20 protein-coding genes are annotated in these 19,015 nt (G+C 72.8%); 8 read left to right on the top strand and 12 right to left on the bottom strand.

What is annotated here, in order from left to right:
* Positions 1-27 precede the first annotated feature (27 nt).
* Complete coding sequence (locus ACFU5J_RS03820) at positions 28-1,224, bottom strand: FAD-dependent monooxygenase (protein WP_430577889.1); 1,197 nt, start codon at positions 1,222-1,224, stop codon at positions 28-30.
* 102 nt (positions 1,225-1,326) lie between these two features.
* On the opposite strand from ACFU5J_RS03820, the gene ACFU5J_RS03815 reads away from it, so the two are divergent.
* A complete protein-coding gene (locus ACFU5J_RS03815) occupies positions 1,327-1,905 on the top strand; it encodes a TetR/AcrR family transcriptional regulator (protein ID WP_430577888.1) in 579 nt (192 codons plus the stop codon).
* Between the two features lie 37 nt (positions 1,906-1,942).
* On the top strand, positions 1,943-2,773 hold the full coding sequence (locus ACFU5J_RS03810) for a hypothetical protein (RefSeq protein ID WP_430574060.1): 831 nt from the start codon (positions 1,943-1,945) through the stop codon (positions 2,771-2,773).
* Between the two features lie 3 nt (positions 2,774-2,776).
* Here ACFU5J_RS03810 and ACFU5J_RS03805 read toward each other — a convergent pair whose 3' ends face one another.
* Positions 2,777-2,998 (bottom strand): hypothetical protein, encoded by a 222-nt coding sequence (locus tag ACFU5J_RS03805; protein ID WP_430574059.1) that lies wholly within the window; start codon positions 2,996-2,998, stop codon positions 2,777-2,779.
* A gap of 86 nt (positions 2,999-3,084) precedes the next feature.
* Entirely contained in the window at positions 3,085-3,330 is a 246-nt protein-coding gene (locus ACFU5J_RS03800) for a hypothetical protein (protein ID WP_430577887.1), read from the bottom strand.
* A gap of 78 nt (positions 3,331-3,408) precedes the next feature.
* Between ACFU5J_RS03800 and ACFU5J_RS03795 the strand changes: the two genes are divergently transcribed.
* Complete coding sequence (locus ACFU5J_RS03795; RefSeq protein WP_430577886.1) at positions 3,409-4,134, top strand: cation diffusion facilitator family transporter; 726 nt, start codon at positions 3,409-3,411, stop codon at positions 4,132-4,134.
* 216 nt (positions 4,135-4,350) lie between these two features.
* On the top strand, positions 4,351-5,190 hold the full coding sequence (locus tag ACFU5J_RS03790; RefSeq protein WP_430574056.1) for an aldo/keto reductase: 840 nt from the start codon (positions 4,351-4,353) through the stop codon (positions 5,188-5,190).
* A 75-nt stretch (positions 5,191-5,265) separates the two neighbouring features.
* Here the strand turns inward: ACFU5J_RS03790 and ACFU5J_RS03785 are convergent, their stop codons facing one another.
* Together ACFU5J_RS03785 and ACFU5J_RS03780 are read right to left on the bottom strand one after the other, a co-directional pair.
* A complete protein-coding gene (locus tag ACFU5J_RS03785; protein WP_430574055.1) occupies positions 5,266-6,126 on the bottom strand; it encodes an ABC transporter permease in 861 nt (286 codons plus the stop codon).
* A complete protein-coding gene (locus tag ACFU5J_RS03780; protein WP_430577885.1) occupies positions 6,123-7,085 on the bottom strand; it encodes an ATP-binding cassette domain-containing protein in 963 nt (320 codons plus the stop codon). Before ACFU5J_RS03780 ends, ACFU5J_RS03785 begins: the two co-directional genes overlap by 4 nt.
* A 121-nt stretch (positions 7,086-7,206) precedes the next feature.
* Here ACFU5J_RS03780 and ACFU5J_RS03775 point away from each other — a divergent pair, with 121 nt between their 5' ends.
* Genes ACFU5J_RS03775 through ACFU5J_RS03765 form a run of 3 tightly spaced genes read left to right on the top strand, consistent with a single transcriptional unit; the run spans position 7,207 to position 8,926 of the window.
* A complete protein-coding gene (locus ACFU5J_RS03775) occupies positions 7,207-8,007 on the top strand; it encodes a TetR/AcrR family transcriptional regulator C-terminal domain-containing protein (RefSeq protein WP_430574053.1) in 801 nt (266 codons plus the stop codon).
* A 32-nt stretch (positions 8,008-8,039) separates the two neighbouring features.
* Positions 8,040-8,309 (top strand): HPr family phosphocarrier protein, encoded by a 270-nt coding sequence (locus ACFU5J_RS03770; RefSeq protein ID WP_430574052.1) that lies wholly within the window; start codon positions 8,040-8,042, stop codon positions 8,307-8,309.
* 59 nt (positions 8,310-8,368) lie between these two features.
* On the top strand, positions 8,369-8,926 hold the full coding sequence (locus ACFU5J_RS03765; RefSeq protein WP_430577884.1) for a vitamin K epoxide reductase family protein: 558 nt from the start codon (positions 8,369-8,371) through the stop codon (positions 8,924-8,926).
* 73 nt (positions 8,927-8,999) lie between these two features.
* Here the strand turns inward: ACFU5J_RS03765 and ACFU5J_RS03760 are convergent, their stop codons facing one another.
* The 5 genes from ACFU5J_RS03760 to ACFU5J_RS03740 all read right to left on the bottom strand — a co-directional run bounded on the left by ACFU5J_RS03760 (position 9,000) and on the right by ACFU5J_RS03740 (position 14,382).
* Positions 9,000-10,007 (bottom strand): Gfo/Idh/MocA family protein, encoded by a 1,008-nt coding sequence (locus ACFU5J_RS03760; protein ID WP_430577883.1) that lies wholly within the window; start codon positions 10,005-10,007, stop codon positions 9,000-9,002.
* Positions 10,008-10,040: 33 nt separating this feature from the next.
* Positions 10,041-11,027 carry a Gfo/Idh/MocA family protein gene (locus tag ACFU5J_RS03755; RefSeq protein ID WP_430577882.1) on the bottom strand — a complete coding sequence of 329 codons (987 nt, stop codon included), beginning with the start codon at positions 11,025-11,027 and terminating at the stop codon, positions 10,041-10,043.
* 66 nt (positions 11,028-11,093) lie between these two features.
* Positions 11,094-12,467 (bottom strand): substrate-binding domain-containing protein, encoded by a 1,374-nt coding sequence (locus tag ACFU5J_RS03750; protein ID WP_430577881.1) that lies wholly within the window; start codon positions 12,465-12,467, stop codon positions 11,094-11,096.
* Positions 12,464-13,387, bottom strand: coding sequence for a carbohydrate ABC transporter permease (locus tag ACFU5J_RS03745; protein WP_430577880.1), 924 nt, complete (start codon positions 13,385-13,387; stop codon positions 12,464-12,466). The genes ACFU5J_RS03750 and ACFU5J_RS03745 overlap by 4 nt, the downstream gene beginning before the upstream one ends.
* On the bottom strand, positions 13,387-14,382 hold the full coding sequence (locus tag ACFU5J_RS03740; protein ID WP_430574046.1) for a carbohydrate ABC transporter permease: 996 nt from the start codon (positions 14,380-14,382) through the stop codon (positions 13,387-13,389). The genes ACFU5J_RS03745 and ACFU5J_RS03740 overlap by 1 nt, the downstream gene beginning before the upstream one ends.
* Before the next feature lie 163 nt (positions 14,383-14,545).
* On the opposite strand from ACFU5J_RS03740, the gene ACFU5J_RS03735 reads away from it, so the two are divergent.
* Positions 14,546-15,754, top strand: coding sequence for an ROK family protein (locus ACFU5J_RS03735; RefSeq protein ID WP_430577879.1), 1,209 nt, complete (start codon positions 14,546-14,548; stop codon positions 15,752-15,754).
* Between the two features lie 11 nt (positions 15,755-15,765).
* On the opposite strand, the gene ptsP is transcribed toward ACFU5J_RS03735, so the two are convergent.
* Positions 15,766-17,439: a phosphoenolpyruvate--protein phosphotransferase gene (gene ptsP, locus ACFU5J_RS03730; protein WP_430577878.1), complete on the bottom strand. Its 1,674-nt coding sequence runs from the start codon at positions 17,437-17,439 to the stop codon at positions 15,766-15,768.
* Positions 17,439-18,788, bottom strand: coding sequence for a PTS transporter subunit EIIC (locus tag ACFU5J_RS03725; protein WP_430574043.1), 1,350 nt, complete (start codon positions 18,786-18,788; stop codon positions 17,439-17,441). Before ACFU5J_RS03725 ends, ptsP begins: the two co-directional genes overlap by 1 nt.
* Positions 18,789-19,015 lie beyond the last annotated feature (227 nt).

Below are 19,015 nucleotides of genomic sequence, written 5' to 3'. Positions count from 1 at the left end.
TTCTGCACCGGCCCCGCCCGGCCGCCGTCAGTGCACCAGCTCGGGCAGCTCGACGGCGTTCGCCGCCTTGTGGATGGGCGCGGTCATCGCGGCGAGCATCCGCTCCTTGCCGGGCAGCCTGTCCAGCACGCGCAGCATGGTGAGCGAGGCGCGCACCTGCCCCTTCGTGCCGACGACCATGCGCTTGACGTTCGCCGGGCCGAGCGCCTGGTTCGCGGCCACGAACGGGCGCATGGTGCGCTCGTAGTCGGCGAGGGCCGTGGCGTGGTCGTCGTGCGCGGCGAGGGCCGCGGCCAGCACGTACGCCCCGACGAGGGCCATGCTCGTGCCCTGCCCGGACGCCGGCGACGCGCAGTGCGCGGCGTCGCCCAGCAGCACGACGCGCCCGGTGGACCACCGGTCCATGCGCACCTGGCTGAGGGGGTCGAACAGCAGGTCGGGCGAGTCGGGGACGTCCGCGAGCATCGCCGGCACCTCCCAGCCCTCGCCGCCGTACGCCTCGGCGAGGAGGCGCTCGCGCCCGGCGCGGTCGAGCCCCTGCTCCCCCAGCGGGCCGGACGACCACAGGAACATCGCGCGGGCGCCCTCCTCGCGCGCTGTGGCGTACATCAGCGCGGTGCGGCCCGGCCCCACGTAGGTGACCTCCTCGCGGTCGAGGCCGAGGCGGTTGGGGACGGTCGCGACGGCGACGTAGTACCCGAGGTCGACGAGGTACCGCTCGTCCGGGCCGAAGGCGAGGTTGCGGGTGGCGGACCGGAGCCCGTCCGCGCCGACGACGAGGTCGTAGCGGCCCGTGCGGCCGGACGCGAAGCCGACCTCGACGCCGTCGCCCGTGTCCTCGAGCGTGGCGATCGAGTCGCCGTGGACGTGCTCGGCCCCGGCGGCGCTCTCGCGCAGCAGGCGGTGCAGGTCGCCGCGCAGCAGCTCGACGTCGTCGTGCACCCGGCCGCCGAAGGTGTCCCCGTCCATGCTCGCCGCCCGGCGCCCGCGGGCGTCGACGACGGTGCCCGCGCGGACCTCGGTGCGCAGGGTCCGGGCCTCCTCCAGCAGGCCCATGCGGTCCAGGACCTGGAGCGCGGCGCCGCGCACGTCCACCTTGTAGCCGCCGGCGCGGGGCTCGGGCGCCCGCTCGACGACGGTGACCGCGTCGCCGCCGGCGGCCAGCCGCTGCGCGAGGGCGAGGCCGGCGACGCCGCCGCCGGAGACGAGGATCGTGCGGTTCATGGGAGGACCTCCTGCCGAGGGAACGTGACGGGCACCACCGTAGACGCGATTAAGACATCTGTGCAAGACGTTCGTGTCAGACGTTTGAGCTACCATCGACGCATGACCTCCTCGAGCACGCGCCGCCCCACCCCGCCGGCCGGGAACCGGGAGGCGCTCCTCGCTGCCGCGCGCGACTGCCTCCGCGACCGCGGCTACGCGCGCACCACGGCCCGCGACATCGCCACCGGCGCGGGCGTCAGCCTGGCCGCGATCGGCTACCACTTCGGGAGCAAGGAGGCGCTGCTCGACGCGGCGCTCGTCGAGGCCCTGCGCGACTGGGGCGACGGCCTGGAGGCCATCGGCGCGGAGGACCTCGGCGGCACGCCCGGCGAGCGGTTCCGGGCGGTCTGGGGGCGCGTCGTCGCGTCGGCGGCGGAGGACCGGTCGCTGTGGGCGGTGCAGTTCGAGCTCCTCGCGGACGCGGCGCGCGACCCGGAGCGGGCGGCGTCGCTGGGGGGCGCGAACGAGCAGGCCCGTGCCGCGCTGGCCGAGCTCTTCGGCGTCCCCGCCGAGCACGGCACGCTGTTGCAGATGCTGTTGCTCGGCGCCGTCTCGCACCTGTTGCTCGACCCGGCCGACGTCGTCGGGGCGGACGACCTGCTGGCACAGGCCGCGGCGCTCGTCGCACTGACCGCCTGAGCACGTCGGCGCCGCAGGCGTTGCTAGCCTCGGGCGCATGGTGCTGACGGAGGTCGACGGGATGCCGGTGCGCCTGCGCGAGGAGCACGACCTGTCGTTCACCGCCCGGTGGGGCACGGTGTTCGCCGTGCTGGACGACCAGGACTCGGGGAACCTCTGCCTCGGCGTGGACGGGCCCGACGGCCGCGTGTTCGTCAAGTACGCGGGGGCGCGCACGGCCCGGTACGACGGCGAGGTCGACCACGCCGTCGCGCGGCTGCGCCGGGCCGCCGAGGTGTACCGGGAGCTCGCGCACCCCACCCTGGTCCGGCTGCGCGAGGCCGTCGACGTCGGGACGGGGCACGCGCTGGTGTTCGACTGGACCGACGCGACGCCCGTCGGGCGCCAGTACGAGCGGGGGCACGTGGTGCGGGAGCTCTCGACCGCGGACCGGGCGGCCGCGGTGCAGCAGGTCTACGACTTCCACGTCCACGCGGCCGCCCTCGGCTGGACCGCGGTCGACCTCTACGACGGCTCCGTGCTGCTCGACCCCCGGACCGGGCGGGTGACGCTCTGCGACCTCGACGTCTACGAGCGCGCGCCCGTGGTGAACCGCATGGGCCGCATGTGGGGCTCGACGCGGTTCATGTCGCCGGAGGAGTACGAGCTCGGCGCGACCATCGACGAGGTCACCACCGTGGTCGCGCTGGGCGCGCTGGCCCACACCTTCCTGGGCGACGACGCGACGAAGGCGCCGGGCGCATGGGTCGGGTCCGCGGAGCAGCTCGCCGTCGCGGAGCGCGCGCTGCTCAGCGAGCGGGCCGGGCGCTGGCCGTCGGTGGCCGCGCTCGCGGAGGCGTGGCGGGAGGCGGGCGGCGGCCGCCCGTAGGTGTCAGAGCGCGGTGACCGCGCCCACGACCGTCACCTGGACGGGGACGCCGTCCACCTGCGGCGGCACGTCCTTGCGCGCGCTGAGGGAGACGACGTTCACCTGGAGCACCCAGTCCGCCTCGTCACCGCGTTGGGCGAGCCCGACGCCGCACACCCCCTCGACGCTCTCGAGCGCCTCGCGCAGGGCGGGCTTGGCGGCGCGCGCCTCGTCGATCGTGACCATGGAACACCTCCGACCCCTCCATTGTGCGCCACCCGACGACAGGGTCGCAGTCCGGGCACCGTGACCTGCGCCCCCGCGGCATCCGGCTATCGCACGGTCGGGCCCTCGACGTCCACGGGGCCCTGCGGCGACCGGCGCTGGATCCGCAGGTCGAGGGTGCTCCGAGACGTCGGGGAGACCGAGATCTGCGCCTCGCCCTCGCCCGCGTCGATGGCGCGCACGTGCAGATGACCGTCCTTGAGACGGATCGCGAACTGGTTCGACCCCGCGACGAACCGCACGTCGCGGTCGTCGTCGATCACCGTGGGGCCCAGAGGAAGACTCTTCGACATGGGTCCAGCATGCCTGCCGTCCGGACACCGTCCGCCACCCCTGGTCGAGGGTACAGGCATCCGTGTACCGTCGAACCCGTGACGACGCTGCCGCTCCGCCCCGTGCCGCCCGCGCGCCGCGCCCTGCTCGAGCGCCGCGTGCGCTGGATCGTCGCCGCCACGATCACGTACAACGTCGTCGAGGCGGCGGTGGCGATCGCCGCGGGCCGGGCCGCGTCGTCGGCCGCCCTGGTCGGGTTCGGCCTGGACTCCGTGGTCGAGGTGCTGTCCGCCGCCGCGGTGGCGTGGCAGTTCGCCGCCCCCGACCCGCATCGCCGCGAGCGCGCCGCCCTGCGGGTCATCGCGATGTCGTTCTTCGGGCTGGCGCTGTTCGTCACGGTCGACTCCGCCCGCACCCTGCTCGGCGCCGCCGAGCCCGACCACTCCCCCGTGGGCATCGTCCTCGCGGCGGTCAGCCTCGCCGTCATGCCCTTCCTCTCGTGGGTCGAGCGCCGCACCGGCCGCGAGCTCGGCTCGGCGTCGGCGGTCGCGGACTCGAGGCAGACCCTGATCTGCACCTACCTGTCCGCCGTGCTGCTGCTGGGGCTCGTCCTCAACGCCACCCTCGGCTGGTCGTGGGCCGACCCCCTCGCCGCCCTGGTCATCGCCGGGTTCGCCGTGAAGGAGGGCGTCGAGGCGTGGCGCGGCGACGCCTGCTGCACGCCCGTGGGGGCGCTCCTCGCGGGCGGCGACGACGGGTGCGACGACGGGTGCTGCGCGCCGGTCGACGGGACCGGCGACGGCGGGGCGGCCGGTCGACACTGATCCCCGGCGGCGTCGTCGACGCCGGGCCACCCCGCCGGGTCGACCGCATCGGACCACCGTGCGGGTCGGCCGGGGACGACCCCTCCAGCGTGCTCCCGACGGGGGCCGCGGGGCGACCCGGAGGACGATGGGATGGATCACGCGGCACGGTCATCTCGATGGCGACGCGGCGTCCGCTCGCTGCGGGCAGAGCCCCGGCGGGACAGGATGGGTGACATGAGCACCGAGATCCCGTCCCTGCCCCTGAACAACGGCACGTCGATCCCGCAGCTCGGCTACGGCGTCTTCAAGGTCCCGCCGGAGGAGACCCGCGAGCTGGTGCTGACCGCCCTCGAGGCGGGCTACCGACACATCGACACCGCGCAGATGTACCGCAACGAGCGCGGCGTCGGGGAGGCCATCGCGGCGGCCGGCCTGCCGCGCGACGAGCTGTTCGTGACCACCAAGCTGAACAACGCGTTCCACGAGCACGACGCCGCGCTGGAGGCCTTCGACCGGTCCCTGGAGGAGCTCGGCCTCGACCACGTGGACCTGTTCCTCATCCACTGGCCGCTGCCCGCCGTCGGCCGGTTCGCGGAGGCGTGGGGGGCGCTCGAGGAGCTGTACCGCTCGGGCCGCGCCCGCGCCATCGGCACGTCGAACTTCCAGCCGCACCACCTGCGCCGCATCCTCGAGGAGGGCACCGTGGTGCCCGCCGTGAACCAGGTGGAGATCCACCCGTGGTTCGGCAACGAGGACGTGCGCGCCTTCGACGCCGAGCACGGCATCGTCACCGAGGCGTGGTCCCCGCTGGGCCGCGGCCGCGTCCTCGACGACCCGACCCTCGCCCGCATCGCCGCCGAGCACGAGCGCACCCCCGCCCAGGTGGTGCTGCGCTGGCACGTGCAGCGCGGCGACGTCGTGTTCCCCAAGTCGGCCACGCCGTCCCGCATCCGCGAGAACCTCGAGATCTTCGACTTCGAGCTGTCCGGCGAGGACATGGCCGCCATCACGGGCCTCGACCGCGGCGAGCGCATCGGCTCCCACCCGGACCAGATGAACGACACCGGCCGCTGAGGTGGGCGTCGCGGGCGCGGCCGTGGCCCTGTCCCGGTGGAGGACAGGGCCACGGCCGCACCCCCGACGCTCCGGTCAGACGGACCGGCGGGTGGCGCGGATACCGACGACGAGGCCGACGGCGCAGGTGGCCACCGCGGCGACGGTGCCCCACAGGACGGCCGGGTCGGCGAACGTGCCGCCGAAGAGCACACGCTCGGCGTCGACCATGTAGGTGAGCGGGTTGAACTTCGCCGCCGTCTGCATCCACGACGGGCCCGCCTCGAGCGGCAGCATCATCCCGGACAGGATGAGCAGCGGGAACAGCAGCGACTGCTGCACCCCCCAGAACAGCCACTCGCGCCCCTTGGACGCCAGCGCGAGGGCGTGCGACAGCGCGCCGATCCCCACGCCGAAGACGCCCAGCAGCACCAGGCCGGTGAGCGCGGGCAGCACGTGGAACGTGAACCCGAACGGGATGCAGACGGCCGCGATGATCAGCCCCTGCACCAGCAGCGGGGCGAACTCCTTGAGCGCACGGCCCACGAGGATCGACGAGCGGTCGAGCGGGGTCGCGAGCACCCGCTCGTAGGAGCCGGTCATGATCTCGTACAGCAGGTTCGAGCCGGTCATCGAGGTGCCGAACAGCGAGATCATCACGATGACGCCGGGGACGAACCACTGCAGCGTCTCGGCCGTGCTGGCGCCCCCGCCGGACGGGCCGCCGAAGCCGCCGCCGAACGTGCCCGTGAGCAGCGGTCCGAACAGCCCGAGGAAGATCAGCGGCTGCAGCAGCGAGAAGATCAGCGTGAACGGGTCGCGCAGCACCAGCAGGATCTCGCGGGTGAACACGGCCGCCGTGTCGGAGAAGAACTTGCCCGGCCCGGTCCGCGTGACGATCCGCGGCGCCTCGTGGGTCGCGGCGGCCGGGGTGGTGGTGCGGGTCTGCTCGGTCATGCTGCCGCCTCCTCGCGCAGGCTCCGGCCGGTGAGGTTGAGGAACACGTCGTCGAGGCTGGCCTGGCGGGCGCTCGCCGACGTGGTGGTGATGCCCGCGACCCGCAGCGCCTCGATGACGCCTGGCAGGGTGTCCGCGCCCTGCGCGGTGGCCACCCGCACCCGCAGCCCGGCGTCGTGCTCGGCGAGCTCGACGTCGCCGAGCGCCGCGGGCAGGGCGGCACGGACGGCCGCGCCGTCGTCGGTCGCGACGACGAGGGAGAGGGAGTCGTCGGCGTGCCGGCGCTTGAGGACCTCGGGCGCGGCGTCGGCGATGATCTCGCCGTGGTCGATGACGACGACGCGCTCGGCCATGCTGTCCGCCTCGTCGAGGTAGTGCGTGGTGAGCACGACCGTCATCCCGTACCGCTCACGCATCGCCGCGATGTGGCCCCACAGGTTGGCCCTCGAGTGCGGGTCGAGGCCGGTGGTGGGCTCGTCGAGGAACAGCAGCGGCGGGTGGTTCATCAGACCGAGGGCGACGTCGAGCCGGCGGCGCTGGCCGCCGGACAGCGACTGCACCGACCGCTTCTCGAGCCCGGTGAGCTCGAGGGCGGCCAGGAGGTCGGCCGCCCGCTCCCGGTAGACCTCCGGGGGGAGGCCGTAGAAGCGGCCCTGGTTGTGCAGCTCGTCCACCACCTTGTAGCTGAACCCGCCGCCGTTGCCCTGCCCGATGAAGCCGAGCCGGGCCCGGACCTGCGCGGGGCTCCTGACGACGTCGTACCCGGCGACGGTCGCCTCCCCCGCCGTGGGCGCCAGGAGCGACGTCAGCATGCGCAGGGTGGTGGACTTCCCCGCGCCGTTGGGCCCCAGGAAGGCGACGAGCTCGCCCTCCGCGACGTCGACGTCGATCCCCTTGACCGCCTCGACGGTCTCCTTGCGACGGCTGAACGTCTTGGTCAGCCCGCGTGCTCGAATCATCTCCGCACCTCTCCCGCCATCATCTCTCGTACGCTGTACTGGAACTAGTCTCGAGCGTAACGAGGGGGTCCGACAAGACCTCGCGGCCCGTCGGACAGCAAGGGTGGGAGGATGACGAGCCATGTCGAGCACTTCGCCCAGACCTCCGGACGACGGGGTCCCCCGCCCGCCCGAGGTCGTCCGCCGCCTGGCCCTCCTGTGGGACCCGCCGCAGCCCTCCGGGCGGGGCCGCAAGGCCCGCCTGACCCTGGAGGACGTGGTCCGCGCCGGCACGGCCATCGCCGACGCGGACGGGCTCGACGCCCTCTCGATGCGGCGCGTCGCCGCCCACCTCGGCGTCGGCGCGATGTCGCTCTACACCTACGTGCCCGGCCGCGCGGAGCTCCAGGACCTCATGATCGACCGGGCGTTCGCCGAGCTCGACCTGCCGCCCGCCGACGCCGGCTGGCGGGAGGGCCTGGCCACCTACGCCCGCGCGCACTGGGAGCTGTTCCAGCGCCACCCGTGGATCCTCCAGACCAACATGTGGCGACTGCCCCTGACGCCCGCCGTGCTCGACGCGCAGGAGTGCGGCCTGCGCACCCTCGTCGACACCGGGCTGCCGGAGCGGCAGGTGGTCGAGATCGTCGGCCTCCTCGACGCGTTCGTGCGCGGCCTCGCCCGCTCGACCGTCGCGGAGTCGGCGGAGAAGGACGCGTCGGGCCAGAGCAACGACGAGTACTGGACGTCGATGAGCAGCTTCTGGGCCGACTGGTTCGACCGCGAGCGCTACCCCACGATGCTGCGCATCTGGGAGGCGGGCGGCTTCGACGCCGAGGCCACGCCGTTCGACGCGTCGCTGGAGCGGCTGCTCGACTCCGTCGGGATGGCGATCGACCGCGCGCACCGGACTTCCCCGGACGGGCCCGCCGCCCTACGATGAACTGGTCCAGACCACCGTCCCCGGAGGACCCCATGGAACGCACCGTCGTCGTCGCCATCACCGAGGGCCTGCACGCCCGCCCCGCCGCGCTCTTCGCCCAGAGGGCGGGCCGGCAGCCCGTCCCCGTGCAGATCGCGAAGACCGGCGGCGACGCCGTGGACGCGGCGTCCGTCCTCGGGATCATGACGCTCGGCGCCGGAGCCGGCGACGAGGTGGTGCTCCGCACCGAGACCGACGGCGACGACGCCGCCGCCGCGCTCGACGACCTCGCCGAGTTCCTGTCGCAGGAAGCGGTGGCCTGACGGACCGGCCCGCCCGCCCGAGCGGGTTCTTCCACTCGGCCGGCTGGCTCTTCGGCGAGATGCTCGTCGGGGCGCTGGTCGGCCTGGTGGCCGCGTTCGTGCTGTCGGTCGACGCCGTGCACCTGGCGGCGGACCCCACGGCGGCGCTGTCGTGCGACATCAACGCCGTGGTCTCCTGCGGCACCGTCGGCACGTCACCGCAGGCCAGCCTCTTCGGCTTCCCGAACGCGTTCCTCGGCCTGATCGCCGAGTCCGTGGTGATCACCGTCGCCGTCGCCGGGCTCGCGGGCGTCCGCTTCCCCCGCTGGTTCATGACGGCCGCCCAGACCGTCTACCTGCTGGGCTTCCTGTTCGCGTACTGGCTCTTCTACGAGTCCATGTTCGTCATCGGCGCCCTGTGCCCGTGGTGCCTGACGATCACCGTCTCCACGACGCTCGTGTTCGTCTCGATGCTGCACTGGAACATCCTGGAGGACAACCTCTACTGGCCCGCGCGGGTGCAGTCGTGGGCCATGTCGCTGGTGCGCTCCGGCGCGTTCGGCATCCTCACCGCCGCGTGGTTCCTGCTGCTGGCCGCCGCCGTCCTGCTCAAGTACGGCTCGGCCCTCTTCGCCTGAGCGCCGGACGCCGCGAGGGCCGGGCCGCACCTGGTGCGGCCCGGCCCTCCGCCCTTCGCGGGGTCGCCCGCCGTCAGGCGCCGATCACGTCGACGGCCTCGCCGGTCCGCGCGCTCTCGTAGGCGGCGAGGATGATGCCCAGGACGGCGATCCCCTCGACCTCGGTGTTCAGCGGGCGACGGCCGCTCCCCAGGCAGTCGACGAAGTCCACGATCTCGGCCGCGAAGGTGTCCACGGCCTCGTGCTCGAAGACCTGCTCGTCCTCGCCCCGCAGCCGGACGCGCAGCGTCGTGCCGTCCGAGCTGAGCGAGCCCTTCTCCCCGACCACGCTGAACCGGTCGGTGCCGGGAGCGGCGTCGTACGCCCAGGAGGTGACGAGCTGACCGACGCTGCCGTTGTCGAAGCGCACGAGCACCTGGGCCGAGTCCTCGCCCTCCATGAACGTCAGCCGGTGGGTCGACATCATGGCGAACGCCTTGATGGGCCGCGCCCCCGCGAGGTGCATCAGCAGGTAGGTCGGGTGGTAGCCGGTGTCGATGAACTCGCCGCCACCGCTGGTCGCGGCGTGGGCGCGCCACCCCATGGTCGAGGGATCGAAGTCGTTGTAGAACGAGTCGGTGGTGCGCACCTCGTACACGTCGCCGAGGGCGCCGGAGTCGATGACCTCCTTCGCCTTCGCCACGGCGGGCATGAACAGCTGGTTGTGCGCGCACATGAGGGTGACGCCGGCGGCCTGCACCGCGGCGCGCACCTCGGCCGCCTCCTCGGCCGTCAGGCACAGGGGCTTCTCGCAGAGGATGTGCTTGCCCGCCTTCGCCGCGGCGACGATCGCCGCCTTGTGGAGGTGGTGCGGGAGGCAGATGTCGACGGCGTCGACCTCCGGGTCGTGCACCAGCTCGGTGAAGTCGGCGTAGGCGCGGGCCCCGGTCTCCTCGGCGCGGCGCGCGAGGGTCTCCGGCACCGCGTCGGCGATCGCGGTGACCCGGACGCGGTCGGGGATCCTCGCGTAGCCCGCGAGGTGGGCACCGGCGATGCCGCCGGCGCCGATCAGGCCGATTCGGACGGGAGAGGTCACGGTCATGGCTGAGCCCTGTTCTGTCGGGGTGCGGGACGGTCAGACGTGCGCGGCGGAGCGCGCGGCGGAGTTCGCGGCGTCGACGAGCGCGGTCAGGGACCGTGCCCGCGGGAGGGTGTCCTCGAGCGCCCTGCCCGCGCGGATCGAGTCCACCCACTGCGCGAAGAGGATCGGCTGGTCGGCGGGCAGGTCCACGCGCGACGAGCCCGCACGGGTCGCCAGACGCATCACGGGCGCCCCTGCCTCGTCGAGCTCGAAGCCGTAGAGCAGGGACCCCTCGGTGCCGTGGACCTCGATCGAGAACGGGCTGGCCGGAGTCACGAAGCCGGTCTCGATCACGCCGATCGCGCCGTCGGGGGTGGCGACCGTCACCGACGCGTTGTCCTCGACCCCCCGTCCCGTCTGGTCGGTGTAGGTCGACCGCACGGAGACGAGCTCGTCGCCCAGGATCAGCTGGGTGAGGTAGACGGGGTGCGCGCCGAGGTCGGAGAAGGCGCCGCCGAGCGCCTCGGACGCGTCGTAGAACCGTGCCGGCAGCCAGTCGGCCGTCGAGCCGTCGTGGGCCAGCCGGACCCGCGAGTACGTGATCCTGCCCAGCGCCCCCTCGTCGAGGATCGCGCGCAGGGCCGCCGTGTAGCCGTGCGTGAGGCGCGGCAGGGAGACCGTGAGCCGGACGTCCGCGGCCCGGGCGGCGTCGACGAGCGTGTCGCACGCCTCGACGGTCGGGGCGAGCAGCTTCTCGGTGAAGACGTGCTTGCCGGCGGCGACGGCCCTGCCGATCACCTCGAGATGGTCGCTCGTGGCGGCGGTGACGGTGACGCCGTCGAGGTCCTCGCGGCCCAGCAGCGCGTCGAGGTCGGTCGTGGCCTCGACGCCGAGGCGCTCCGCGAGGTCGCGGCCGCGCTCGGCGTCGTCGTCCCAGACGGCGACGAGCTCGGTGCCGGGATGGTCGACGGCGGCGCGCCCGTACTCCTCGGCGTGCACGTGCCATGCGCTGAGCACGGCGATCCGCAGGGGTGTGGTCATGGGGGGTCTGCTCCTCGTGTCGTGTCGTGTCGTGTCGTGTCGGGTGGTGCGTCCGGCGGTCCCGGCCTAGCCCGGGATCACGCTGTTCTGCCCGTACGTCGCGGGCATCTGGTACCCCTCGAAGAGCGCCATCTTGGGGGCCACGCTCTGCTGGTTGTTGGCGATGACCTGCTGCGGCGTCGCCGAGCCGATGATCACCGAGCTCCGGGAGCGCTGCAGCGTGTCCCACGCCACCGAGCCCACGGGCAGCGGGGGGCGGGACGTCGAGGTCGGCAGCATCTGGCGGAACAGCTCGGCCTTCGGGTTGTACTTCCGGGCCTCGATCGTCTCGAGGTTGGTCGGCAGGTCGCCGAGCAACGGCTGCACGATGCTCTGGCCCTGGTGACCCGTGTAGAACTTCATGAACTCCCAGAGGTTGCGCGTCATCCGGGCGCCCTTGGGCACCACGAGCGAGGCCCCACCGGACCACGAGTACGTCTCGTCGCCCTCCGTCGCGACCGGCAGCCACGTGAACTTCAGCGGCAGGTCCGGGGCGTACTTCTCGTTGCTGCGGATGGAGAACGGCCCGGTGGTGGACATCGCCAGCCGCTGGGAGAACATGGCGGTCTGGCTGGGCGGGGCGTTCGGCGGCTGGTAGGTCGCGAAGAACGCGTCAGCCTTGGCGTAGGGGAACTCCTCGGCCCAGTCCGCGTACAGGTCGAACACCGACCTCCACTGCGGGGAGTCCAGCGTGACCGAGGAGGACTCGTTCGCGTAGACCGCCGCATCGAGGCCGAACCCCCAGGTGTACGGCCAGCCCTCGCCGTCCCAGGGCACGAACCCGAGATTCGTGAAGTTCCCGCGGGAGTCCGTCCTGGTGAGCTTGCGCGCGACCTCGCGCAGCTCGTCCCACGTGAGCACGTGCTGCTGCGGGTCGAACATGTCGAGGTCGACGCCGGCATCGCGCAGGAGGCTCTCGTTGTACATGATCCCGCGCGCATCCGTGTTGATCGGCAGCCCGTACAGCCGGCCGTCGTACGTGAGCTCGTCGACGGCGAACTGGATCCACTGCTTCGTGAAGTCGTCGACGGAGGCGTCCTCGTACTTCTCGATGAGGCCGTCGATCGGCTCGAGCAGCCCGATGGACGCGTTCTGGACGGCGTTGAAGCGGTCCATCTGCCAGACGTCCGGGGCGGTGCCGCCCCGGACTGCGGTGATGATCTGGCTCATGTCCGCCACGCCGTTGCTCGGCACCTGGTTGACGTCGAGCGTGATGCCCGAGCCGACCCTCGTGGCGTTGAACGCGTCGATGACCTTGAGGTCCTTGTCGGCGTCGGCGGCGCCCATGCCCCAGTACCGGATGACGGCGTCGCTCGACGACCCGCGGGGCGCGCACGCCCCGAGGGAGAGGGCGGCGACGGACGCCGCGCCGGCGCTCAGGAAGGTGCGGCGTGTGATCACTTGAAGCCTCCGATGGTGATGCCCCGGATGAAGTAGCGCTGGAACACGAAGAAGAGGATCAGCAGAGGCAGGATGACCAGGAACGACGCGGCCATCAGCTGGTTGAACGAGACGTCCTGCGCGTGCACGGAGCGGAACGACTGCAGGCCGATCGAGAGGGTCTGCACGCTCTCGTCCTGCAGGTAGATCAGCGGCCCCATGAAGTCGTTCCAGGAGGCGACGGCCGCGAAGATCGCGACGGTCGTCAGGGCCGGCTTGGCCGTGGGGAACACGAGGCGCCACAGGATGGTCCACTCGCGCGCCCCGTCGATCCGCGCGGCGTCGAGCATGTCCCTGGGGATCTGCAGGAGGAACTGCCGCAGCAGGAACACGTAGAACGCGGACCCGAACATCGCCGGCAGGATCAGCGGGACGAAGGTGTTGACGGCGCCGAGGCGGGCCCACATGTCGAACATCGGGATCAGGGTCACCGGGAACGGCAGGAACAGCGTCGCGATCACCACGTAGAACACGACGTCGCGGCCGGGCCACCGCAGGCAGGCGAAGCCGTAGGCGACGACGAGGTTCGAGAGCACCGACAGGATCACCACCGAGAGCGTGATGATCGTGGAGTTCGCGAAGAAGTGCAGGAACGGCATGGCCGCCACCGCGTCGACGAAGTTGCCGAGCTGCCACGAGTGGGGCCAGAACGTGGGCGGGAACTGGGCGAGCTCCTCGTCGGACTTCAGCGACGAGATGATCATCCAGTACAGCGGCAGCAGGAAGACGAGGGACAGGACGATCATCACCACGCGCGCGATCACGGTGGAGTACCAGGGGCGCCGCGTCCCGTCGGCCCGCCGGTTCAGCTGATCGAGGTCCGCGGCGCGGACCTGGGACCGGCGCTTGCGCGGGGAGTCCGTGTGGGTCGTCGTGCTCATCAGGAGGCCTCCACGTCGTAGTTCACGAAGCGGCGCGAGCACCAGAAGATCAGCAGGGCCAGGCTGAGGCCGGCCAGGAAGAGGAGGACCGCCAGGGCCGAGGCGTAGCCGAGCTCCGCGAAGCCGAAGGCGTTCTTGTAGAGGTACATCATGTAGAACAGCGCGCCCGCGTCGGGGTCGCCGGTGCCGTTGGTGACGATGTAGGCCTCGGTGAAGACCTGCAGCGCGCCCGAGACGCCGGTGATGAGGTTGAACAGCAGCACCGGGCTGAGCAGGGGCAGCGTGATCGACAGGAACTGCCGCACCGGGCCCGCACCGTCCACCCGGGCGGCCTCGTAGACCGTCTTCGGGACGTTCCGCAGCCCGGCCAGGAAGATCAGCGCCGCGTTCCCGGCGCCGAGCTGGGCCATGAGGATGATCGCGATCTTCACGCCCGTCGGGTCGCCGAGCAGGTTGACGTTGGACCCGCCGAACACGTTGAGCACCTGGTTGAACGCCCCGAACTGGGGGTTGAGGAACACGATGAAGATGAACGACATCGCGAAGGCGGGGACCAGCGACGGGGCGTAGAAGATGGTGCGGTACCAGGCGACCTCGCGGACGTTCTGGTTCATCGCGAGCGCGAGCGTCAGCGCCACGAGGAGCCCGACCGGGACGGCGATCAAGGCGTAGAAGATCGTGTTGCCGGCCGCCTTGCCGACGAGCGGGTCGGCGAACGCGGCGCTGTAGTTGGACGCTCCCACCCACGTCGGGGCGCCCATGCCGGAGTAGCGGGTGAAGCTCAGGTAGATCGAGTACCCCACGGGGTAGACGACGAAGACCAGGACGCCGACGATCCACGGCGAGATGTACTTCAGCCCCAGGGCGAGGTCGCGCCGGTCCGTGCGCGAGAGCCGGTGGCGCGTGCGCGCGGGCGGCGGGCCGGTGGCGGCGTCCGCCGCATCCGGCGGTGCCGTCCCCAGGGGCGTTCTGGCCGTCAGTCCGGTCGCAGTCATCGTTCTCCCTCCGCTTCGGCGACGGAGCACGTCCGTCGTGGCCTGGACGTGGGCCGCTGGCGCCGAAGCGGCGTCGTGGACCTCTGTGTCCGACGCCTCAGGACATTACTCATACCGATGGATATATTCAATGGTGCATCATGTTCCCGGCGGAGGGAGGGCCATGCGCGCGACGACGATGCCCCAGGTGGGAGCCCGGAACGAGCTGGTCGTGCTGCGGGCGATCCGGCTGTCGTCGGACGGGGTGGACCAGTCCGACCTCATGGAGCTCTGCGGGCTCTCGCGCCAGGCGGTCTCGCAGATCACGCGGCGGCTGATCGACCGCGGGCTGGTGCGGGCGGCACCCGTGCACACGAACCGGCGCGGGAAGCCCGCGATGTCGATGCAGGTCGAGCCGCGCGCCATGGTCGCCGCCGGGGCGCACCTCGACCCGGCGCACATCACGGTCACCCTGGTCGACATGCTCGCCCGCCCGATCGCCAAGAGATCGCTTGAGCGTCCCGGCGACGACCCGGCGGCCGACGTCGAACGCATCGGCGCGGCCCTCGACGACATGCTCGGGGAGCTCGGGGCCGCGCCGACCGGAGGTCGCGACGGCGCGATCGAGAAGGGCGTCCAGGGGATCGGCGTCGCCGTGCCGGGCGGCCTGGACGCCGCGCACGGCACGGTGGTGGCTCCCCCGTGGCTCCCGGGCTGGCGCGACGTTCCGCTGCTCGACATGATCCGCACCCGGACCGGCCTGCCCGCCGTGATGGACAAGGACACCAACGCCGCGCTGACCGCCGAGTGCTGGCCCGGTCGCTTCGCCGTACAAGAGACGGTGCTGTACCTGTACGTCGGCGCCGGCGTCGGGTCGGCCGTGGCGGGCGACGGCACCATCCACCGCGGGGCGACGGTCCAGGCCGGGGAGATCGGGCACCTCCCGACCGGCGTCGACTCCACCCGGTGCCGCTGCGGCCGCCTGTCGTGCCTCGCGCTCCACACGGACATGAACCGCTTCCTCGACAAGGCGCGTCGCGCCGGCGTGCCCCTCGAACCGCACGCCCCCGACGCGGCGGCTCTCGCCGCCCTGCAGCAGCGGACGCCCGGCGACGCCGCCGCACGCGCGCTGGTCGAGGAGTACGGGGCCGCGCTGGGCGAGGCCGTGCGCACCCTGATCAGCATCCACGACCCGCACCGCGTCATCGTCGGCGGCCCGTACTGGGGGTACCTGGCCGAGCACGCCATGCCCCAGGTGCAGCTCGTGGCGCGACGCGCCCGGGACGGCACGCAGGAGGTCCCGGTGACGTCGTCGACGTTCGGCGACGACGTGGGCGCGATCGGGGCGGCCACGCTCTTCCTCGAGCGGAAGCTCTCGCCCGTCGCGGCCTAGCGCGCGCCCGGCTAGAGGACCAGGGCCTCGAGCACGTCGGACAGCTCGCGCCGGACGGCGGCGCGCGCGGCGTCGGCGTCGGGCTGCTCCAGCGCCACGCGGGCGAGGTCGCGGCAGCGCGCGAACGACACCTCCGCCAGCACCGCCGCGACGTCCGCGAGCGCGCGCGGCGTCATCGACAGCGACCGCACGCCCAGCCCGACGAGCACCGGGGCCAGCACGGCGTCGGCCGCCGCCTCCCCGCAGACGCCCACCGGGCGGCCGTGCGCGTGCGCGCCCTCGCAGGTCGCCCGCACCAGCTCGAGCACCGCGGGCTGCCACGACGTGGACAGCGTCGCGAGGTCGCCGAGCAGGCGGTCGGCGGCCATCGCGTACTGCGTGAGGTCGTTGGTGCCGATGCTGCCGAACGTGGCGTGCTCGAACACCCAGCGCGAGCGCAGCGCCGCCGCGGGCACCTCGATCATCGCGCCGGCCCGGCCCAGGCCGTGCGCCTCGCACGCGGCGACGAACGACCGCGCCTCGTCGGTCGTGGCCACCATCGGCGCCATGACCCACACGTCCGCGGACTCGGCGGCCGCCGCTCGGGCGATCGCCTCCAGCTGCCGGTCCAGCACCTCGGGGTGGGCGACGGCGGTGCGCAGCCCGCGGACGCCGAGCGCCGGGTTGGGCTCGTCGTCGGCCGTGACGAAGGGCAGCGGCTTGTCCGCCCCGGCGTCGAGCGTGCGCACCACGACCTTGCGGCCGCCGAAGGCGGACAGGACGCCGCGGTAGGCGGCGACCTGCTCCTCGACGCTCGGCTCGACGTCGCGCCCGAGGAAGCAGAACTCGGTGCGGAACAGGCCCACCCCCTCGGCGTGCGCGGCGACGGCCGCCTGCGCGGCCTGGGGGTCGGCCACGTTGGCGAGCAGCTCCACCCGGTGCCCGTCGGCGGTGCGGCCGTGGCCGTCGAACTCGCGCTCGACGCGCACGGCGTCCCGCGCGGCCGCGACCTCGGCCTCCGACGGGTCGCGCAGCACGGTGCCCGCGCCGCCGTCGACGACGACGGTCTCGCCGTCGGCGAGCTCGTCGGCCCCGCGCACGGCGACCACGGCGGGGATGCCGAGCGCCCGCGCGAGGATCGCGGTGTGCGACGTGGGGCCGCCCGCGCTCGTGGCGATCGCGACGACCGCCTCCGGGTCGAGGGTCGCCGTGTCGGCGGGCGCCAGGTCCTCGGCGACGAGCACGAACGGGTGCCCCGGCGACGGCACGCCCGGCGGTCGCACCCCGGTGAGCTCGGCGACGATGCGGTCGCGCACGTCGCGCACGTCGCGGGCACGCTCGCTCAGCGGCGGGCCGAGCGGCTCGAGCTGCGCGGCGAGCGCGTTCGCGGCGTCCCACACCGCCCGCCCGGGCGTGAGCGAGCCCTCGCGCACGCGGCGCTCGGCGTCGCGGGCGAGCGTCGGGTCGGCCGCCATCGCCGCGGTGACGGCGAGCACGTCGGCCGCCGTCCCCGTGGCCTGGGCCGCCTGCGCGGCGAGGCGGTCCCGGACGGCCGACGTCGCGGCGCCCAGGCGGGACACCGCGTCGTCGGCAGCGGATGCGTCGATCGTCTCCGCCGGGGGCTCCGGGACGGGGGCCGGCATCGTCACGACGACGCCGGCCGCCCGCCCGGGGCTCACCGGGGCACCGGTGAGGGTGGTGCTCATCAGTCCGAGCCCTTCTCCTTCGCGGCCCCCGCGCCGCCGTCGGCGGCGACGCCGGCGGACACCGTGGCGGCCTCCTTCTGGTCCGTGACGGCCTGGTCGCCCTCGACCGCGGCCTCCTCCTCAGGATCATCCTCGCGGCCCGGGGTGCGCAGGTTCCACCTGGTGATGACCCAGCGGAACAGGAAGTAGTAGATGACGCCGTAGGCGAGGCCGATCGGGAGGAGCAGCAGCGGCTTCTGCGCGATGCCGAGGTTGAGCACGTAGTCGATCGCGCCGGCGGAGAACCCGAAGCCGGAGTGGATGCCGAGCCAGTTCACGAGGGCCATGGACACACCCGTGAGGACGGCGTGGATCGCGTACAGCGGGTAGGCCACGTACACGAAGGAGTACTCGAGGGGCTCCGTCACGCCGGTCACGAAGGCGACGAGGGCCGCGGAGCCGAGCACGCCCGCGATGACCTTGCGGTTCTTCGGCTTGGCGGTGTGGATCATGGCCAGCGCGGCGGCCGGGAGGGCGAACATCATGATCGGGAAGAAGCCGGTCATGAACGTGCCGGCGGTCGGGTCGCCGTGCAGGAAGCGGGCGATGTCGCCGTTCCACACCGCGCCGTTGGCGTCGGTGTACGAGCCGAACTGGAACCAGGGCAGCGAGTTGAGCAGGTGGTGCAGGCCGAACGGCAGCAGCAGGCGGTTGAGCGTGCCGAACACGAACGCGCCGAGCACCGTCGACCCGGTGACGAAGCCACCGATCTGGTCGTTGAAGAGCCAGTTGAAGCCCGGGTAGATCAGGGCGCCGATGACGGCGATGACCACGGCGGCGCCCGCCGTCACGATCGGCACGAAGCGGCGCCCGCCGAAGAAGGCGAGATAGGCCGGCAGCTTGATCCGGTAGTACTTCTGGTACAGCAGCGCGGCCGTGAGACCGATGACGATGCCACCGAGCACGCCGTAGTTGATCATCATCTGCTCGCCCGCCTCGTCCATCCCGAGGACGTACGGCGAGAGGGCGTCGCTGACGCCGCTGAAGACGAGGTACCCGATGAGGGCGGCGAGCGCGGTCGAGCCGTCCGACTTGCGCGCGTAGCCCACCGCGACACCCAGGGCGAAGATCATCGGGAGGTTGTTGAACAGCGCGTTCCCCGCGGCGCCGAGGACGTCCGCCACGGGCTGCATCCACGAGAGCGTGCCGGCCACGCCGTCGGCGCCCAGCATGTCGGGCTGGCCCAGGCGCAGCAGCAGCGCGGCGGCGGGCAGCGAGGCGATGGGCAGCATCAGCGAGCGGCCGACGCGCTGCAGCTGCGCCAGGCCGGGGAATCCCCGCTTCTGCTTGGTCTCAGCGACCGTGGTCATGGTTCTCCTCCGATGGATGGCCCGGGGCGGGCATGTCCTGCAGGTCCGGGCCTGCGTCGTCCGGCGGCAGTGTCGCGACGGCGTGCGGGCGTCATTGCCGGTGATCCACCACGCTGCCACGGGCAGGTTGTCTGGACCACTTGCACGAAGACTGGTCTAGACCTCATGATGTGTCAACCCCGCGTTCACGGCGGGGCCGGGAGCAGCACACGGGCCGCACGACGCGC

This window comes from Isoptericola sp. NPDC057559 (assembly GCF_042801555.1).
Taxonomy (GTDB): domain Bacteria; phylum Actinomycetota; class Actinomycetes; order Actinomycetales; family Cellulomonadaceae; genus Isoptericola.
This window is presented reverse-complemented; position numbering and strand designations above follow the sequence as displayed.

Coding starts and splice junctions, on each gene's coding strand:
- ACFU5J_RS03820 (WP_430577889.1), bottom strand. CDS start 1,224: ATGAACCGCACGATCCTCGTCTCCGGCGGCGGCGTCGCCGGCCTCGCC.
- ACFU5J_RS03815 (WP_430577888.1), top strand. CDS start 1,327: ATGACCTCCTCGAGCACGCGCCGCCCCACCCCGCCGGCCGGGAACCGG.
- ACFU5J_RS03810 (WP_430574060.1), top strand. CDS start 1,943: ATGGTGCTGACGGAGGTCGACGGGATGCCGGTGCGCCTGCGCGAGGAG.
- ACFU5J_RS03805 (WP_430574059.1), bottom strand. CDS start 2,998: ATGGTCACGATCGACGAGGCGCGCGCCGCCAAGCCCGCCCTGCGCGAG.
- ACFU5J_RS03800 (WP_430577887.1), bottom strand. CDS start 3,330: ATGTCGAAGAGTCTTCCTCTGGGCCCCACGGTGATCGACGACGACCGC.
- ACFU5J_RS03790 (WP_430574056.1), top strand. CDS start 4,351: ATGAGCACCGAGATCCCGTCCCTGCCCCTGAACAACGGCACGTCGATC.
- ACFU5J_RS03785 (WP_430574055.1), bottom strand. CDS start 6,126: ATGACCGAGCAGACCCGCACCACCACCCCGGCCGCCGCGACCCACGAG.
- ACFU5J_RS03780 (WP_430577885.1), bottom strand. CDS start 7,085: ATGATTCGAGCACGCGGGCTGACCAAGACGTTCAGCCGTCGCAAGGAG.
- ACFU5J_RS03775 (WP_430574053.1), top strand. CDS start 7,207: ATGTCGAGCACTTCGCCCAGACCTCCGGACGACGGGGTCCCCCGCCCG.
- ACFU5J_RS03770 (WP_430574052.1), top strand. CDS start 8,040: ATGGAACGCACCGTCGTCGTCGCCATCACCGAGGGCCTGCACGCCCGC.
- ACFU5J_RS03765 (WP_430577884.1), top strand. CDS start 8,369: ATGCTCGTCGGGGCGCTGGTCGGCCTGGTGGCCGCGTTCGTGCTGTCG.
- ACFU5J_RS03760 (WP_430577883.1), bottom strand. CDS start 10,007: ATGACCGTGACCTCTCCCGTCCGAATCGGCCTGATCGGCGCCGGCGGC.
- ACFU5J_RS03755 (WP_430577882.1), bottom strand. CDS start 11,027: ATGACCACACCCCTGCGGATCGCCGTGCTCAGCGCATGGCACGTGCAC.
- ACFU5J_RS03745 (WP_430577880.1), bottom strand. CDS start 13,387: ATGAGCACGACGACCCACACGGACTCCCCGCGCAAGCGCCGGTCCCAG.
- ACFU5J_RS03740 (WP_430574046.1), bottom strand. CDS start 14,382: ATGACTGCGACCGGACTGACGGCCAGAACGCCCCTGGGGACGGCACCG.
- ACFU5J_RS03735 (WP_430577879.1), top strand. CDS start 14,546: ATGCGCGCGACGACGATGCCCCAGGTGGGAGCCCGGAACGAGCTGGTC.
- ptsP (WP_430577878.1), bottom strand. CDS start 17,439: ATGAGCACCACCCTCACCGGTGCCCCGGTGAGCCCCGGGCGGGCGGCC.
- ACFU5J_RS03725 (WP_430574043.1), bottom strand. CDS start 18,788: ATGACCACGGTCGCTGAGACCAAGCAGAAGCGGGGATTCCCCGGCCTG.